The sequence below is a fragment of the Streptomyces sp. NPDC057617 genome (genome assembly GCF_042800555.1).
Classification (GTDB): domain Bacteria; phylum Actinomycetota; class Actinomycetes; order Streptomycetales; family Streptomycetaceae; genus Streptomyces.
The window spans coordinates 499892-517327 of record NZ_JBHVGV010000001.1 but is presented as its reverse complement, the minus strand read 5'-3'; the positions used below and the strand labels follow the sequence as shown (position 1 = coordinate 517327).

Annotated in this window: 14 protein-coding genes; 10 read left to right on the top strand and 4 right to left on the bottom strand. The window is 68.1% G+C overall.

Annotation, left to right across the window (positions count from 1 at the left end; genetic code table 11):
• Positions 1-210 precede the first annotated feature (210 nt).
• Both ACFU9P_RS02305 and ACFU9P_RS02300 read left to right on the top strand, forming a co-directional pair.
• Positions 211-1698, top strand: a complete 1488-nt coding sequence (locus tag ACFU9P_RS02305) for a PstS family phosphate ABC transporter substrate-binding protein (protein WP_384077253.1) — start codon at positions 211-213, stop codon at positions 1696-1698.
• Between the two features lie 143 nt (positions 1699-1841).
• Positions 1842-2378, top strand: coding sequence for a spore-associated protein A (locus tag ACFU9P_RS02300; RefSeq protein WP_384077251.1), 537 nt, complete (start codon positions 1842-1844; stop codon positions 2376-2378).
• A 150-nt stretch (positions 2379-2528) separates the two neighbouring features.
• On the opposite strand, the gene ACFU9P_RS02295 is transcribed toward ACFU9P_RS02300, so the two are convergent.
• The 3 genes from ACFU9P_RS02295 to ACFU9P_RS02285 all read right to left on the bottom strand — a co-directional run bounded on the left by ACFU9P_RS02295 (position 2529) and on the right by ACFU9P_RS02285 (position 5287).
• Positions 2529-3443 (bottom strand): endonuclease/exonuclease/phosphatase family protein, encoded by a 915-nt coding sequence (locus tag ACFU9P_RS02295; RefSeq protein WP_384077249.1) that lies wholly within the window; start codon positions 3441-3443, stop codon positions 2529-2531.
• Between the two features lie 135 nt (positions 3444-3578).
• Entirely contained in the window at positions 3579-4130 is a 552-nt protein-coding gene (locus tag ACFU9P_RS02290; protein ID WP_384077247.1) for a hypothetical protein, read from the bottom strand.
• A 137-nt stretch (positions 4131-4267) separates the two neighbouring features.
• Complete coding sequence (locus ACFU9P_RS02285) at positions 4268-5287, bottom strand: LLM class flavin-dependent oxidoreductase (RefSeq protein WP_384077245.1); 1020 nt, start codon at positions 5285-5287, stop codon at positions 4268-4270.
• Between the two features lie 322 nt (positions 5288-5609).
• Here ACFU9P_RS02285 and ACFU9P_RS02280 point away from each other — a divergent pair, with 322 nt between their 5' ends.
• From ACFU9P_RS02280 to ACFU9P_RS02270, 3 genes are all read left to right on the top strand, one after another.
• Positions 5610-6542, top strand: coding sequence for an NAD(P)-dependent oxidoreductase (locus tag ACFU9P_RS02280; protein WP_384077243.1), 933 nt, complete (start codon positions 5610-5612; stop codon positions 6540-6542).
• A 207-nt stretch (positions 6543-6749) separates the two neighbouring features.
• Entirely contained in the window at positions 6750-8225 is a 1476-nt protein-coding gene (locus ACFU9P_RS02275; RefSeq protein ID WP_384077241.1) for a flavin monoamine oxidase family protein, read from the top strand.
• Positions 8226-8319: 94 nt separating this feature from the next.
• Positions 8320-9489 carry an acyl-CoA dehydrogenase family protein gene (locus ACFU9P_RS02270; protein WP_384077239.1) on the top strand — a complete coding sequence of 390 codons (1170 nt, stop codon included), beginning with the start codon at positions 8320-8322 and terminating at the stop codon, positions 9487-9489.
• Between the two features lie 78 nt (positions 9490-9567).
• Here ACFU9P_RS02270 and ACFU9P_RS02265 read toward each other — a convergent pair whose 3' ends face one another.
• Positions 9568-10572 carry a GlxA family transcriptional regulator gene (locus ACFU9P_RS02265; RefSeq protein WP_376376719.1) on the bottom strand — a complete coding sequence of 335 codons (1005 nt, stop codon included), beginning with the start codon at positions 10570-10572 and terminating at the stop codon, positions 9568-9570.
• Between the two features lie 158 nt (positions 10573-10730).
• On the opposite strand from ACFU9P_RS02265, the gene ACFU9P_RS02260 reads away from it, so the two are divergent.
• The 5 genes from ACFU9P_RS02260 (at position 10731) to ACFU9P_RS02240 (ending at position 17369) form a co-directional block, all read left to right on the top strand.
• Complete coding sequence (locus tag ACFU9P_RS02260) at positions 10731-12227, top strand: MFS transporter (RefSeq protein ID WP_384077236.1); 1497 nt, start codon at positions 10731-10733, stop codon at positions 12225-12227.
• A gap of 135 nt (positions 12228-12362) precedes the next feature.
• Positions 12363-12944: a maleylpyruvate isomerase N-terminal domain-containing protein gene (locus ACFU9P_RS02255; protein WP_384077235.1), complete on the top strand. Its 582-nt coding sequence runs from the start codon at positions 12363-12365 to the stop codon at positions 12942-12944.
• Between the two features lie 228 nt (positions 12945-13172).
• Positions 13173-14414 carry a cytochrome P450 gene (locus ACFU9P_RS02250; RefSeq protein ID WP_376376713.1) on the top strand — a complete coding sequence of 414 codons (1242 nt, stop codon included), beginning with the start codon at positions 13173-13175 and terminating at the stop codon, positions 14412-14414.
• A 20-nt stretch (positions 14415-14434) separates the two neighbouring features.
• The gene (locus tag ACFU9P_RS02245; RefSeq protein WP_376376711.1) at positions 14435-14656 is read left to right on the top strand and encodes a ferredoxin; all 222 of its coding nucleotides are present in this window, start codon (positions 14435-14437) and stop codon (positions 14654-14656) included.
• A gap of 304 nt (positions 14657-14960) precedes the next feature.
• Positions 14961-17369 carry a BTAD domain-containing putative transcriptional regulator gene (locus tag ACFU9P_RS02240; RefSeq protein ID WP_384077233.1) on the top strand — a complete coding sequence of 803 codons (2409 nt, stop codon included), beginning with the start codon at positions 14961-14963 and terminating at the stop codon, positions 17367-17369.
• The last annotated feature ends 67 nt before the right edge of the window (positions 17370-17436 follow it).

The following is a 17436-nucleotide window of genomic DNA, read 5'->3' as shown; positions in this document are numbered from 1 at the left end:
AAGCGGTGTCGGCGGTGTATCGGCTCCACATCGGCTCCATCGCCGGAGCGGCACCGTGTTCGCGTTGTAGGCGGGCCGTCGGGGGTTGATGTCCTCGCGTTGGCGCGCTGTTCAGGTTCTCTTCGTACACCGATCTTCTGGCGTCTCAAGAATGCACCCTCACACGGGAGTTGGATCCAGGCTGGGGGAGCCGTGAGTTCCATGAGTTCCATGACGCAAGCGTCCGGGATAGTGAGTGACCTCAACGCGGTCATCGACAGCAGAGAGGCGCTGACCACGCTGATCTGCGCGTTGATCACGGGGGCGATCGGCCTCGCGGTCAGTATGCTGCGGCGGCGTCGGCAGCTCAGTTGGAGTGTGCTGTTCGACGAGCCGATCAACCGGGGGCCCGCGCCGCCGAACAACCTCGACATGTGGGAGATCCACTCACAGGGGCGGGAGATCGAGGACGGCAGCCTCGTTGTGCTCGACGTACTGAACTCCGGCGGTCAGGACATCGACGAGAGCCATGTCGCCGTACCGCTGTACTTCACCTTTCCCGAGCGGGAAGTGGTGCACTTCAAGGTGCGGGAATCCGACGACCTGCACAACCTCATCCAGCGCAGCGCCGACACACTGCCGCCGGAAGACCGTTCACGGATCACACTGCCCGCGCTGCCGCTCAACCGGCGGGTGGGATTCAAGCTCCTGATCCTCCTGGTGGGATCGGGCAGTGGTGTCAGGTCGGGCGGGATAATACGCGGCGGCAGGCTGGTCCAGAAGGTGAAGCACTCTCTTCTGTACCAGGTCGCCGTGATCGGCTCCGCCATGGCGCTGCTGATCGGTGTCTCGGGCGGGGTCTGGCTGGCCAACCGCGCGCTCAACCCGGAGGCCGTATGTGCGCACGGGAGCCTCAGGATCGAGGGGTCCACCGCGTTCGCACCGGTCGCCACCCAGGTCAAGAACGCCTATGAGCAGAGCTGCCCGAACGCGACCATCACGGTCGTGGCCAACGGCAGCGGGCAGGGCCTCGACGGTCTGCGTGAGAGCAAGGACACCTCGACGATCGCCATGTCCGACGGACGGCCGTCGAATCAGAGTGACGAAGAGGGCCTGAACCGGCGCCCGGCCGGTGTGATCGTGTTCGCCGTGGTGGCCAATCAGAAGCTGCAGGCGAGTTATCCCGGGCTGTTCAACGAGGGGCTGACCACGGCGGAGCTGCGGAAGATCTTCAGCGGTCAGGACGTCACCGCTCTGCCGGTCGTCCGCTCCGGTGATTCCGGAACCCGCGCGGCTTTCGAGAAAGCCTTTCTGGGCGGTGATTCCCCGGCTCCGGCCACAGGGGTTCTGCCGGACTGCGGTACAGCGGGCGCGAAATCCCCGTGCGCCGCGGAGACCACGATGGACCTGCTCGAATACGTCAACAAGACGGACAACGCGATCGGTTACGCGGAGGCCGACGCGCTGCCCTTCTTCCCCAACATCGGAACCATACCGATCGACGGACACGAGCCGATCCGGGAAGACGCGCTGAACGGGACTTATCTGTTCGTCGCGACCGAGTATCTGTACACCGCGGGAGCACCGGCCGAACTGGCCGCCAACTACCTGGAGTTCCTGACCAGCGACCCCATGACCGCACAGCTCCGAGGGCATGGATTCATCGGCTGTTCCGACTTGGAGGACACGGAACTCGCCGGTTCGTGTGCCGGCGGCTGACATCGGCCGGCACACGGCCGGTGGACCGAACGGGCCGACCCACTCCGTAAGTTGAGGTCGTGGTTCCGTACAACGGTGTGCCTGATCCACGGGTCATACCGGGTGAGATGCAGCAGCATCCACCAAAGTACAGGGGGAATGACATGCGGAAATCACGTCGTGCGGGTGCAGTGGCCGCTCTGGCCGCGCTCGCTGTGGGGGGTTCGGTCACGGCTGTCGCGCAGCCCGCCGCCGCCGCGCCGGCCGCGGTGTCGGCTCAGGCCGCGTACAACGGTGTGTGCGGGTCCGGGTACGGGGTGGTGAACTGGGCCGACATCGGCCGGCAGGGCACGGTGTACCTGACGTACAACGCCGCCAACGGCAAGAACTGTGTGGTGACGATCCGTAAGACCAGCGGATCGCCCGTGTACATGTTCGCTTACATCGGGGTGCCCGCGACCGGTGAGGGTGCCGGCGACGGGGACTACTACACCTCGTACGCGGGGCCGGTGTACGCCTACGGGCGGGGGCTGTGCGTGGACTGGGCGGGCGCCATCTCCAACCAGGAGGTCTGGACGTACGGTTCGAACTGCGGCGCCCGTGCGGCGACCCGTGTGATCAAGAACGGTGAGTCGACCGTCCGCTCCAAGGTCGCCGAGCCCTCCGCGGCACGCGCGGGCGCCGCGGCCGGCGCACACTGACACTTCGGTGTGCGGCTGAGGGTGTGGCCGTAAGGCACAGCAACAGCAGCAGCAAAAGCAGCAGTGACGGGCCCCGGCGGGAAACACACTTCTCGCCGGGGCCCGGAACGCCCAACGGGGATTCCTTCGAACCTGCTCACACGAGCCTGTTCACAGCCTGATGCGGGCGGCGATGGGCAAGTGGTCGCTGCCCGTCGAGGGCAGTGACCAGATACGGGTGACCGGCGCCGCCCGGGTCATGATCTGATCGATCCGCGCCAATGGGAAAGCCGCGGGCCAGCTCAGCGCGAAACCCGAGCCGGGTGGGTCCAGCCGTGAACTGACCGGGTCCAGGCCGCGATCGTCCACCGTACTGTTGAGGTCGCCGAGCAGAATCACTTTGTCCAGCCGCTCAGCGGCTATCGCCGCACCGAGAAGAGCGGCACTTTCGTCGCGCCACGCCGTATTGAATCCCTTGGCAAGGCCGAGACGGACGGAGGGCAGATGGGCGACGTAAACGGCGACATCGCCCTGAGGTGTTCTGGCGGTCGCCCGCAGCCCACGGTCCCAGCCCGGTCCGATGCCCGCCGGCTTGATGTCGACGCGCCCTATGTCGACGAGCGGATACTTCGACCACAGCCCGACCGTTCCCACGGATGCGTGGTGGAGATAATCCGGTGCCAGTTCCGCCGTGAATACCGGCAGAGCGGAAGGCGTCAGCTCCTCCAGCGCGATGAGATCGGCGTCGGTCCTGAGCAGATTTCTCGCGGTGCCCGACGGATCCGGGTTCACATCGCTGACATTGTGCTGAAGCGCGGTGATGTCGTATTCGGCGTCGGACGGCGAAAGAAACAAACCGCCGAAGAGGCCGAGCCAAGCCGCCACGGGCAGCAGCGTGGACAGTACGAAGGCCCAGCGGCGGCGCAGCAAGGCCAGGCCCATCAGTACGGGGACGGCCAGGCCGAGCCAGGGCAGAAAGGTCTCCAGGAGACTGCCCAGCCGGCCGACCGTATTGGGCACGGCGGAATGAAAGATCAGCAGGCAGGCGACCAGCAGGGACAGCAGCTCAAGAACGCGTCCCCGCATGCGACTCCTGACACCGCCGGCACCGCTCCCGTCACCGGCACCGCTTCGACCGCTTCCCTTGCCGCCCGGTGACCGGCTGGACCTCGCGCCTCGCGCGCCCCGTACCGCACTGTCCGTCAGCCGCATCGTCCGCTGTCAGGCCTCGTCGCCGTCGTCGAATCTGACATCCAGCACGGCGTCCAGTTCCGTGGCCCACTGCTTGAGCTGCTCCCTGGACGAGCCTTCGACATCGTGCTGGAACCAGCGCTGCGGGGACGTGTAGACCGTGATGCCGAAACGCCGCCCGAAGCGCGGGACGTCGGTCTCGACCGCCTTGACCTCCTCCCAGTCGAACTGGGCCTCCTCGCCGTCCAGCCGGAAGGTGATCCCGGCGTGGTCGGCGACGATGGTGCCGCGCCGGTCGGAGACCTCGAAGACGGGGCCGTCGTCGCCCTTCTCGGCGGGCGCCTCGGCTTCGTCGTCGTCGGCCACTTTGTCGGGGGCGGCCGGAGCTGCGGCAGCCTCGGCCTCGGAGTCGGCAGCGGCAGCCTCCGGAGCGTCCGGTGGCGTGTCAGCCACCTGCTCCGGGGCCGCCCCGTCCTCCTCGTCCGCCCCCGCGGGGCGCGGGGGCACGAGCCCGGGGATGAAGGCCGGGTCGGTCCCGGCCGGGTGCGTCGGCAGAATGATGGGGTCAGTGTGTTGCTCCACGGGGAGCAGTATGGCCGACATCCCTGTGTCCACAACCGCCGGGCACAGCAGGTGAATCGATCCAGGACCCGGGCGGCAGCGATCCGTCCGCTGCTCGGGTTACGAGGGGAACTCCCGCGGACCCGGCGGCAACCCGGTCAGACCGACGCTCGCCATCCGAGCGCCGGGCCGAGCCCGGTCGCCATGTCGGTGAGGATCTGGACATAGTCGTCATGCTCGAATGTGAACGGCAGCGCGAACGCGACTTCGTCGATCTCCCGGAACGCGGCGTGGGAGTAGAGCCGTTCGGCGATTTCCTCGGAGGTGCCGACGAGATCGGGCGCGAACATCATGCGCGCCGGTCCCTGCGGGGCAGCGGTACGAGGCGTCCGCTTCCGCGCGTACTGCTCGTACTTCGCGCGCTGCTCCGGCGTGGCCGAGTCGGTGGGGATGACGACGAGTCCCTGGGACACCCGGGCGCGCTCGCCGTCGGGGTGGTGGGCGCGGAAGGCGCGTATGTGCGAGAGCTGGATCTCGGCGAAGTCCTCGGACTCCTCGGCCCTGACGACGCTGCTGGTCAGGAAGTTCATCCCGTGCTCACCCGCCCACCGCGCCGACCGCAGGCTCGCGCCGCCGTACCACATCCGGCCGCCCAGCCCCGGGGAGTGCGGCTGGACACGGTCGGAGAACACCTCGAAGCCCTCGGTGCCGCTGAAATCGGTGGCAGGTTCGCCGCGTACGAAATCCAGGAGCCGCCGCACCCGGTCGTAACCGAAGTCCTCGGCCTCGGCGGTGTCCGGGTAGAGCGCGTGGCTGACCCGGTCGTAGTGCATCGGCGGACCGACGCTGACCCCCGGGTTGAGGCGGCCCCCGGACAGGACGTCGACGGTGGCCAGGTCCTCGGCGAGCCGCAGCGGATTCTCCCAGCCCAGGGGGATGACCGCGGTGCCCAGTTCGATACGGCTGGTACGTTGCGAGGCCGCGGCCAGCACCGCGACCGGCGAGGCGATGCCGTACTGGAGATGGCGGTGCCGCATCCACGCGCTGTCGAAGCCCAGCTGCTCACCCAGCTCGATGATCTCCAGCGTCGACTCATGGCCCCGGCGCGGATCGGCCTCGTCGAACAGCCCGATGGTCAGGAAGCCCAGCTTCCGCAACGGTTCCGAGGGCAGCGGCACAGGGTTCCTCCGTGGTCCGCGGCATGCTCCACCGCACACCGGCACTGTCCCGATTGTGGCAGGCGGCCCTCGTACGAACCCGCCGGGCCCGTGCCCCTACCAGGCCCGCCGGCCGGCATCAGGGGCGCTAATCAGCCAGTAATCACCAAATCCAGTAACCGGAGAGCGGGTTATTAGCGAGAAAAGATGGAGAATTTCCCCGCCGCACCGAAAAACGCAAGCCGATTGTATGACTTTCGGCCGTCCAATGGTGGCGGGAATTTTATGAATCTTGTCGGGGATTCCCCTTTCCGCGCCTGTGAACGGCGGAGAGCATCAACCCATGGATAACGACCACGGAACGGCCCAGGCGCCTCTCGATGAGGGCCGAGCGGCCACAACCCGGCCCGCGGTGGCGGTGATCGGCCTGGGACTGATGGGGCAGGCACTCGCCCAGGTCCTCCTCAAACAGGGACACCCCACAACGGTCTGGAACCGGTCCCCGGAAAAGGCCGACGCGCTCGCTGCCCAAGGGGCGGTACGGGCCGGCACCGCGGCCGAGGCGGTCGCGGCGGCGCAGCTCGTCCTGATCTGTGTGTCGACCTACGAGGTCGTCGACGAGCTGCTGGCCCCGCTCACGGACGCGCTGGCCGGGCGCACGGTGGTGAATCTGACCTCCGGCACCCCTGAACAGGCCCGTACGACGGCGCAGTGGGCGGCGCGGCACGGGATCGGCTATCTCGACGGAGCGGTCATGTCCGTGCCGGAGGGAGTCGGCGAGCCCGGCACGATCCTGCTGTACAGCGGGCCGCGCGAGGCCTTCGAGGCGCACCGGGCCACCCTGGAGGTGCTGGGCGACGGCACGACGTATCTGAACAGCGACGCCGGTCTCGCCTCGCTGTACGACGTGTCGCTGCTCGGTCTGATGTGGTCGACCATGAGCGGCTACGTCCACGCGGCGGCGCTGGTCGGTACGGAGGGTGTCGACGCCGAGACCTTCACCCGGGTCGGCAACATGTGGCTCGCGACCATCAGCGGTTACCTCACGGCCTACGCGGGCCAGATCGACAGCCGGACATATCCCGCCGACGCGACGCTGCTCACCCAGGCCATGACGATGGACCATGTCATTCACGCCAGTGAGGAACGCGGAATCGACAGCGCGATCCCGCGTGTCATCAAGGCGCTCACCGAGCGCGGAATCGCGGCGGGCCATGGCGATCACAGTTTTGCCAGCCTGATCGAAGTCATCAGGAATTCCAAGCCGGTGGAGTGAGGGCCGGGACCGGGAACTGAATTTCACAGAAGAAGCAGGGCCGTGCGGACACCCTCCGCACGGCCCTGCTTCTTTGTGATGTCTCGTTAGTGAAGGGTGAGTGGCTGGTGAGATATGTCCGGATAGGTTCTGGGTGTTTAGAAAAAGACCCATCAATTCCAGAATCCCGGCCGGACGGAATTCCTGACTCAGGAGGAGCCAGCGCACATGAGCACGGACCAGGAGAACAAGAGAGCGGCCGGCCAGGAGGGCCCCGGACCGGCCGGCGGCGCGGACCCGGCCACCGGCGCCGGTGCCCGCGGTGTGTCGCGCCGTACGGTCGCCAAGTCGGCCGCCGCCGCAGCGGTGCTCGGCCTGGGAGCGGCCCGTACCGCCTCCGCCGCTCAGGGACCCGCGGCCGCCCACTACGACGCGATCGTCATCGGAGCCGGATTCGCCGGGGTCACGGCGGCCCGTGAACTCACGGCGCGGGGCGCCAGGACACTGATCCTCGAAGCCAGGAACCGTATCGGCGGCCGCACCTGGACCGACACCTTCGCGGGCCAGCGGGTCGAGATCGGCGGTACATGGGTGGAGGACACCCAGCCGCACATCGGCCGCGAGATCCGGCGGTACGGCATACCCCTGACCGAGGACATACCGCCCGAGCGCACCTTCTTCCCCACCCCCGACGGCCCCAGGGAGTTCGGGGTGGAGGAAGGGTTCGGGCGGATGGGCGCGGTGTACGAGCCCATCTTCGACGGCTCCCGTCAGTACTTCGAGCGCCCTTACGAGCCCCTTCACCGGGCGGATCTGCTGCGCACGGTCGACCGGCTCTCGCTCCGTGACCGGCTCGACCGGATGAGGCTCTCCCGGAGCGACGAACTCCTTGTCGTGGGGCAGACATCGGTCTACTCGGGCGGCTCCAGCGACGACGGCGCACTGACCATGCTGGCGCAGCAGTGGGCCCTCGCCGGCTGGAGCAACGAGGGCTGGAACAACACCATGCGCTACCGGCTGGAGAACGGTACGTACCGGCTGCTGACCGCGATGCTGGACGACCAGGCGCCCGCGCTGCTGCTCAACTCACCGGTCGCCGGCGTCGATCAGCGCGGAGCACGGGTCACCGTCACCACACGCGCCGGGCGGGTCTTCCGGGCGGACGCCGTGGTGATGGCGATACCGGCGAACATGTGGCGGACCATCGCCTTCACCCCGGGCCTGCCCGAGGCCCAGGCCACCGCGTCCCGGCAGGGCCTCGCCGTCACCCGTGCCACCAAGCTGTGGATCCACGCCCGCAGTCCGGCGGGCCGTTTCTACGCCCAGGCCGCGGAGGGATTCCCGCTCTCGCTGCTGATTCCCGACAAGAGGCTCGCCGACGGCAGCCAGTTGTTCATCGGTTTCAGCGTCGATCCGGCCTTCGACCCCTCCGACCACGGGGCGGTGCGCCGGGCGGTACGGCTGCTGGGCGCGGACATCGAGGTCATCGACGTACGGGCCCAGGACTGGGGCAACGACCCGTACGCGCGCGGCGGCTGGACCTTCCGCAAGCCCGGCCAGCTCACCTCGCTCTATCCGGCCGTCCAGCGGCCCCACGGGCGTGTCGCCTTCGCGAGCGGCGATATCGCCGACGGATGGAGCGGCTATATCGACGGCGCGATCGAATCCGGTTTGCGGGGCGCCGGCCAGATATTGGCGATGTGAGACATCGGCCGGGCGCAATACGGCTCACTCATTGCTCAGCGAATCATGTCGGAAATGCAGAGGAGAGGATCCAGAAGTGGCCCCGAGCACAGCTTTGAACACAGAAGCAGAGTCCGTCCTCGAAGCGGTACGGGAGATCGTCCCGGCGCTCCGCGAGAACGGCCAGGAGTCCGAGGAGCGGCGGTGGATCCTGGACGAGAACATCGAACTCCTGGAGAAGGCCGGTGTGTTCCGCATGGCCGTGCCGAAGCGGTTCGGCGGCCTTGATCTCAGCCTCGCCGAACAGGCGAAGGTGATCTCGGAGATCGGCCGCGGCTGCCCCTCCACCGCCTGGGTCACGATGGTATGGGTGACCAGCACCTGGACGGCGACCCTCTATCCCGACCGGACCCAGGAAGAGGTGTTCGCCGACGGCTCGGTCCGTATCTCCAGCGCCTTCGCCCCGACCGGGACGCTGGTGCCCGTCGAGGGCGGATACCGTCTCAGCGGCACATGGCGCTACAACTCCGGCTGCCGGGGCGCCGACTGGAATTTCACCGCCGTGATGGTCGAGCGCCCCGACGGCGCCGAGGAAGAGGCCATGGCCCTTCTGCCCATGTCCGAGATGACGGTCACCGATGACTGGCATGTCTCGGCGGGCAGCGCCACGGGCAGCGCGACCACAACCGCCAAGGACGTGTTCATACCCGACCACCATGTGGTGGGCTTCGAAGAAGTGATGTTCAGCGCCACGGAAGACCGGTCCAACACCGGTGCCACCGGCCGGAACTACGGGCTGCTCAGCTTTGTGATGGCCGAGTGCGCCGCGGTGTTCACCGGTATCGCCCGGGGCGCGTACGAACTCTTCCTGGAGCGGCTGCCCGGCCGCAGCATCACATACACACCCTGGGAGGACCAGAGCCTGCACCCGCTGACACAGCTTCAGGTCGCCACCGCCGCCAACAAGATCACCGCGGCCGAGGCGCTCGCCGAGGTCTGGCTGAAGCTGCTCCAGGACCGCGCCGACGCGGGTGAACAGCCGACACTCGCGGAGAAGGCGATCGTGCGCGGTCAGACCGCCTTCGCAGCGCAGCTCGCCAAGGAGGCGGTGGAGCTGCTCTACACCGCCAGTGGCGGCAGTGTCATTCAGCGCGGTGTGCCCTTCCAGCGGTTCCACCGGGACATCCAGGGCTTCTCGCTGCACGCTCTCGCCCAGGTGAATGTGAACCTGGAACTCCAGGGCCGGGTACTGCTCGGTCTCGACCCGGAGACCTATTTCCTCTGAGCGGTCGCCCTGTGAGGCCCCTGGACCGGGATCGATCCGTAACGGCGGTTCCCGCCAGGGGCCTTGGCGCCCGGGGCCTTACGGCTGTCCGGACTTCACGGTCGTACGGCAGGGAAACGCCCGCCGGTAGTCACTCGGCGACACCCCGATGTGGATGTTGAAGTGCCGCCGCAGATTCGTCGACGTACCCAGCCCGCTGAACTCGCTGATCTTCTCGATCGGCAGATCGGTGGATTCCAGCAGGCTCTGCGCCCGTGACAGCCGCTGATTGAGCAGCCATTGCAGCGGGGTGGTGCCCGTCACCGACTGGAGGCGCCGGAAGAACGTACGGGGACTCATTCCCGCGCGCTTCGCCAAGTCGTCGACGGTCAGCGGCTGATCGAGGTTCTCCGTCGCCCACTGCAGTACCGGGCTGAGGCTGTCGTCGTCCGACACGGGCACCGTGAGATCGATGAACTGGCTCTGGCCGCCCGGGCGGTGGGCGGGCACCACCATGCGCCGTGCGAGCTGGTTGGCGACATGGGCGCCCAGATCCTGCCGTACGAGATGCAGGCACAGGTCGAGGCCGGCGCTCAGCCCCGCACTGGTCAGCACATCGCCGCCGTCGACGTACAGCACCGAGTCGTCCACCACGACCTCGGGGTAGCGCTTCTTGAGGGTGGCGGTGTGCATCCAATGGGCGGTGGCCCGGCGGCCGTTCAGCAGCCCGGCCTCGGCGAGCGCGAACGCTCCGTTGCACAGCGAGACCATCCTCGCCCCGCGCTTCGCCGCCGTGCGCAGCGCGTCGATCAGCTCCTCGGGCAGCGGACTGTTCTCGTCCACAACTGCGTCCGGTACGGAGGGGACTATCACCGTGTCCGCGTCGGCGAGGTCCGCCAGGCTGTACGGCGTGGTGAGCGCGAAGCCGAAGCCGCGCCCGGGGGCCTCCGGCTGTGTCGCGCAGAGACGTACGTCGTACCAGGAGTCGGCCAGATCCGGCTGAGGGGTGCCGAACACCGAGCAGGCGATGCCGAGTTCGTAGACGTCCCCGACCGGGATGTTGGTGTTGTCGATCACTGCGATGGCAACCGTTCCCACACTCATGAGCCTTATCGTACGGCAGGAATTTTTCGGAGGACGTCAGTCCTGCCACTTTCGGCCGTGGTCGCGTGATGGAAGCGTTGAGGGCACTTGATCGGATCCCGATCGGATACGCGCGGCGGGCGCTCGGCCCGTAACGCTCAACGGAGGAGAAGCAACTGATGGACCGTGGACAGGTCGGCAACAGCCCGCCGCCGGGCGGCGGGGCGGGGCCGGACCCTCGTAGGTGGAAGGCGCTCGCGCTGCTGTGCGCGGCCTACTTCATGGTGATCGTCGACTCCCAGATCGTGATCCTCGCACTGCCGGAGATCGAGTCGGATCTCGGCTTCTCGGCCGGCGGTGTCCAGTGGGTCCTCAGCGCCTATCTCCTGAGCTTCGGCGGACTGCTGCTGTTCGGCGGCCGTACCGCCGATCTGCTGGGCGGCCGGCGGATGTTCATGGTCGGAACGGTGCTCTTCCTCGTCACGTCCGTGGTGTGCGGTCTCGCCTGGACCAGCGAGGTGCTGGTGGTGACACGCATCATCCAGGGCATCGCCGCCGCGATCATGGCCCCGACCGCCATGGCCGTCCTCATGACCACCTTCGGCGAGGGCTCGGAACGCAACAGGGCCCTGGGCATCTGGACCGGCATCGGCGCGTTCGGCGCGACCGCGGCCCTGCTGATCGGCGGCCCGATCACCGAGGGCCTCGGCTGGGAGTGGATCTTCTTCATCAACATTCCCATCGCCCTGGTGGTGCTCGTGCTCGGCCCGCGTCTGCTGCGGGAGACGCCCATCAGCGAGGGGAAGCGCTCCTTCGACCCGGCCGGCGCAATCACCATCACCGCGGCGATCGCCCTGCTGATCTACGCGGTCGTGGAGGCGCCCGAGGTCGGCTGGGGCGACGGCCAGACGATCGGACTGATCGTCGCGGCGGCCGTACTGGTTGTGGTCTTCGCGCTGATCGAGCAGCGCGCGGCGAGCCCGCTGGTGCCGCTGCGCATCTTCCGTTCGCCCACCATGGTCGGCGGCAATCTGATGATGCTCCTGGTCGCGATGGCCACCTACGGCGGGGCGCTGATCACCTCGCTGTACGCGCAGCAGGTCCTCGCGTACACCGCGGTGTTCTTCGGTCTGAGCACCGCCATCTACTCCGCGATGTCCATCGTCGGTTCCAATGTCAGCGGTCCGGTGGCCACCCGGTTCGGATTCAAGCCGGTGGCCGTGGCCGGTACGGTCCTGCTCGGCATCGGCACCCTGCTCCTGGCCCAGGTGTCGGCGGACGGCGACTACTTCGGTGATCTCTTCTGGGGGCTGCTGGTCTTCGGCTCGGGTATCGGTACGACGGTCGTGGCGTCGTCCATCGCCGCGCTGAGCGGTGTACGGGCCAATGAGTCCGGCCTGGCGTCGGGCATCAACAACTCCGTCTTCCAGATCGGGGCGGCGCTCGGTATCGCGGTCTGCTCCAGTGTGGCCATGGCGTACACCTCCGGGCCGAGCGAGCGCGTGGCTCTGACCGAGGGGTTCCAGGCGGCCTTCTTTGCCACGGCCGCGATGGCCGGAATCGGACTGGTCGTCGCGCTGGTTCTCTTGCTGATCCGGCAGTCCAAGCCGGGGCAGACGGTGGAAACCGGCCAAGTCGGTGCAGAACAGCCCACGGCGGTGGCAAGTCGGGATTGACTCCGGTAGCAGTGCGAGCGGTGTGTGCCGCTACGCGCCGTACCTGACGGTGCGTCGGCTCACCGAAGTCCTCTGCCATCCTGAACCGCTCAGCGATCCTGAACCGCCTTTCACGTACCGAGCAGAAAGACAACTATGACCACCTTATGGCCCGAACTCGTCACCGCGGCCGCGGCCGAGACCACCGCCGTCCTCGACAAGGGCGCGGACCTGGACTGGCGGCGCCCGGCCGGTGACCTCGACTGGCAGTGCCGGGCGACCCTCGACCACATCGCGCTCGGTGTGGTGGGCTACGCCGGGCTGCTGATCGCCCAGCCGACCGACCGGTACATCACGCTGTTCGCCTCGATCGACAAGGCCGCGCCGATCGCCCACTGTCTGGAGGCGATCCGGATCTCCGGCTCGATTCTGGCGTCGGCGGTCCGCGAGGCGTCCCCCGAGGTCCGGAGCTGGCACCCGTACGGCCACTCCGACGGCCCCGGTTTCGCGGCCATGGGCGTGCTGGAAATGACCGTGCACGCCAGGGACATCGCCCTCGGCCTCGGATTCGACTGGAGCCCGTCGGACGAGATGTCGGCGCCCGTGGTCGAGCGTCTGTTCCCGGATGCTCCGACCGGTTTCCGTCCGGCCGAAACACTTCTCTGGTGTACGGGGCGCACGGAACTGCCCGGACTTCCGCGCCGGCGTAATTGGCAATGGAACGGCGCTGTGCGCTGAGCCCCCTTGTCCCATCGCCCGGGGGTACGGGCGAGTTCCCGTACCCCCATCGAATACGCGCCGATTAGCGCCCCATTACTGGCGGGAGGGTGCTCGGCATTAGGCTTCCGGAGATCTCTGCAGGATCTCTGCCGGATCTCTGCGGGATTTCCGCAAGGTCCCCGCTATCCGAAGTTCTCTGCGAGGCCGCACCCGACCTGAATGGCCAGGTAAATTATGGAGGCAGAAATGACCACTTCAGGAAACCCTCCGAAGCTTTTCGATCACGACTACTACCAGGACCCGTATCCGGCCTTCTCCTGGCTTCGGGACAACGCTCCGGTGCATGAATTCACCTTCCCGGCCGGTGCGGTGACGATGTGGATCATCACGCGCTTCGACGATGTGCACGCCCTGCTGGGCGACCAGCGCTTCAGCAATGACGCGGCGGCCTGGGCGAGCCGGGAATTCAAGGACGCCGGACTCGTCTACGCACAGGGCACACCGGTCGAGCGCATCCTCACGGTCCTCGATCCGCCGGACCACACCCGGGTGCGCCGGCTCGCCATGAGCGCGTTCACCCCGCGGCGTACCGCCCAGTGGGAGGAGCCCACCACCCGCATAGTGGCGTCCGCGCTGGACCGGCTGGAAAAGCGCGACCGGCCGGATGTGATGGAGTTCGCGAGCACCGTGCCCGCCGAGGTCATGGGCGAGATCATGGGGATTCCGCTCGACCGCTTCAAGGAGATGCTGCACGCCATCGAGCGGGCGTTCAACACGGATCCCGAGGGCCAGGACGATGTCACGCGCGCCTTCGAGGAGATCGGGGCGTACGGCAGGGAGCTGGTCTCCGAGAAGCGGCGGCGGCCCGGCACCGACCTCACCTCCAGCCTTATCCAGGCCAGGGACGGTGACGACCGCCTCAACGAGGAAGAGCTGGTCGCCATGGTCGCCCTCATGATCATGGTGGGTCTGGACACCACCAGGAACCTGATCGGCTCGGCCGCCCTCGCGCTGCTCGACAACCCGGACCAGCGCGAACTGCTGGGTGCACGGCCCGAGTTGGCGGCCTCGGCGGTGGAGGAGTTCCTGCGGTACGAAGGGGCACTGACCATCGGGCTCTTCCGCTTCGCCAAGGAGGACGTGGAGATCGGCGGGGTGAAACTGCCCGCGGGCGCCCCCGTGGTGGCCGCGCTGCAGTCGGCCAACCGCGACCCCCGGCGCTTCGAGAACCCGGATCACCTGGACATCACCCGCAACGGGCCCCGCCACCTCGGTCTCGGCCATGGACTGCACAACTGCCTCGGTGCCGCGCTGGCCCGGCTCGAATCGGCGATCGCCGTCCCCGCCCTCTTCGACCGCTTCCCGCGCCTGCGGCTCGCCGTACCGCGCTCGGAACTCCGGTACAACGAGACCTGGTTGCTGCGCAGTCTCACCAGCCTTCCCGTCGATCTGTACGGTGCCGGTCCTCGCGGCGCCGGGCTGAGCTGATGCGGAGGAGGTGAGACCGGGTGAAGACGACTCTTCGTGTCGACCGCCGGGAGTGCGCCGGCTCGGGGCTGTGCGCGGCCGTCGCGCCGGAGCTGTTCCGGATGACGGACGGCGGATTTCCTTCCGTACTGAAATCCGAACTGTCCGATGCGGACGAGATAGCGGAGGCGGAAGGTGTCATCGCATGCTGCCCCACCGAGGCGATCAGCTTTGCCGACGCGGATACCGAAATCCTGAGGTAACCGGAATCCAATAAGACGTCCGATGATTTACTGCGTGTTGTGCCGGTGCCTGGTGCAGCACGCAGTTTTTCGCGTGGCCGGGGCCGGTCCTGTGCTAATGTGATGCAAATCTCCGGATCGGGCTGGTTTTGATACTGTCTCGAACAGTAGGCTGATCCCGAGCCGAAGGCCCGGCGTGCTTCGGGGGGTGTTTGGCGAGACTTCAAGGATTTTCTCATTCGGTGATGCGAGATTCTTGTGAGCGGGGGGAACCGTGCAATTTCGAATGCTTGGACCACTTGAAGTCGTGGTAGAGGACAGGCCCGTGGCGCTCGGCGGAATGAGGCAGCGGGCGACACTCGGACTGCTGCTCCTGCAGCCCAACCGTGTTGTGGCCACAAGTCAGTTACTGGACGCGTTATGGCCGGTGGACGAGGCTCCGGTTTCGGCCCGGCAGATACTGCAGAACGCCGTTTCCGGCCTGCGGAGCGTGCTGTCCGTGGCGGGTCGCGCGGCGGCCGGGGGAGCCTCGGCGGTCGGTGCCGCGGCCGGCGGTGCTCCGGCCGGGGGTGACGATTCCTCGCCCAGACTGCTGACGCAGGCGCCCGGTTATGTCCTGCGTACCGACTCGTCGCAGATCGACCTGTTCCAGTTCTACACCCAGTTGGAGGCCGGCCGGGCGGAGTTGGCCGCCGGCTCGCCCCAGGCCGCCGCGCGGACCCTGCGCGGCGCCCTCGACCTGTGGCGCGGAGCCCTGCTGGCCGATCTTGTCGAGGCCGGAGTCACCTGGCCGGAACTGACCTCCGCGAAGGGCGTCCGGATGGACGCCATGGAGGACTACTTCGAAGCGGAACTGGCGTCCGGACGCCACCATGCGATCATCTGCGACCTGGAGTCCATGGTCGAGACCGAGGTGCTCCGGGAGCGGTCCTGCGCCCAGTTGATGCTCGCGCTGTACCGCTCGGGCAGGCAGGCCGACGCGCTGAGTGTGTATGTACGTGTCCGCTCGGCGCTCGTGGAGGAACTGGGGCTGGAGCCCAGCCGGGCACTGCAGGACCTCCAGCAGCGCATCCTCACCCATGATCCCTCGCTGGCGATCCCCGGTGCCGCACTGCCCGGCGAGGCGTGGCGGACATGGAGCCCCGCGGCGGAACGGGGCGCCGAGCGGACGTGGACCTCCGCGGTGGAGCGGGGTGCTGAGCGGAGCGGCGACGGGCCCGGCGCGGATGAACGTACGGAGCGGCCCGGCCCGGCCGTACGTACACCCGCGCCGCGGCCCATGGCCGACCTGCTGGAGCAGCAGCCCGCCGTCGCCCCGGTCCGTCCTGTCGCCCCGGTGCTTCCCGTCGTGCCGGTCCTTCCGTTCAACTCGCCGAGCGATTCGAGGACTTCCGGGCCGTCGGGGGAGTCAGGACCGCGGTCGCGGAGCGGCGGCGCCGCGGAACGCAAGCAGATCAGTGTGGTGCTGATCTGCTCACGCTTCAGCCCGGTCGTCATCAGCGAGGCCGGCAGGGGCGTCGACGAACTCCTCGTCGATGCCTTCAACCGGGTCCAGGCGGAGATCGAACTCTTCGGCGGCAATGTCGCCGCGTCCATCGGGCCCGTGACGATGGCGCTGTTCGGGGCCCGGGACACCGCCTGGGACGACGCGGAACGGGCGGTACGGGCCGCGCTGTCCGTACGGGACTCCTTCGCGAGGGCCGCCGACGACCCCGCCGCGCCCGGACCCGACACCCGGGTGGCGATCGCGACCGGCGAGGCCCTGGTCCTCACCCAGCCCGGTGCCGACGGCCTCACCATCTCCGTCACCGGTACGTTGCTGGAGGAGTGCCAGGCACTGCTGGAACGGGTCCCGGAGCGACAGGTCCTGGTCAGCGACAGCACACGGGACGCCGCGTGCGGCGAATTCGTCTACCACCGTGCCGAGGGTGCGGCCGGGGGCTGGCGGGTCGAGGACATCGGAGCGCCGCCGGCCGTGTCCGACCGTGAGTGTGAACTGGGGCTGCTCCAGAGTGTGTTCCGGCGGACGCATCGCCGCCGTACCCCTCAACTGGTCACAGTGCTGGGCGAGGAGGGAAGCGGCAAGACGCGTTTCGTCACCGAGTTCGCGAACCGGATCTCGGCCCAGATGGGCCGGGCACGCTGCCTGGTCGCCTCCGCCCGCCCCGCCGAGCGTCGCAGCGTGACGGCGGTCCAGGCCGAGATGCTCTCGGCGTACTGCGGGATCCTGCCGGACGATTCGGCCGACATGGTACGGCGAGGTGTCACCGATGCCGTCGACTCCCTGCCCTTCTCGCGTGAACGCGTGGACCGGATGCGCTCACGGCTCATCTCGCTGCTGGCCCGTGGTGCCGTCGACGGCACCACCGACGAACCGTCGCAGAGCTGGATCGAGTTCATGGAGGCGGTCGCGCACAACCAGCCCCTGGTGCTCGTGTTCGAGAACCTCCACCACGCCGACGATCCCATCCTCGACCTGGTGGAAGGGCTCAGCGAGTCCGTCGGATCGGTCCCGCTCCTGGTCATGGCCACAGCCTGCCCCGACCTGCTCCGCCGCCGCCCGGACTGGGGAGGCGGCCAGCGCCATGTGACCGCGGTCAGCCTCGACCGCGCCCGCGCGGGAGCCCCCGACTGGCCGAACACCTATCTGCTCCCGGTCACCGACACCCCCCGCCGAAACCGCCACCCGGCCCGAGGAGGCCCCCTCATCAGCACAGCCACCGCCCTGGGCTGACCGAACGGACCACACCGGGCGTCCGCGGGGGCGGAGACCGTGTACACCACCCTCGCGGCCACCGGGA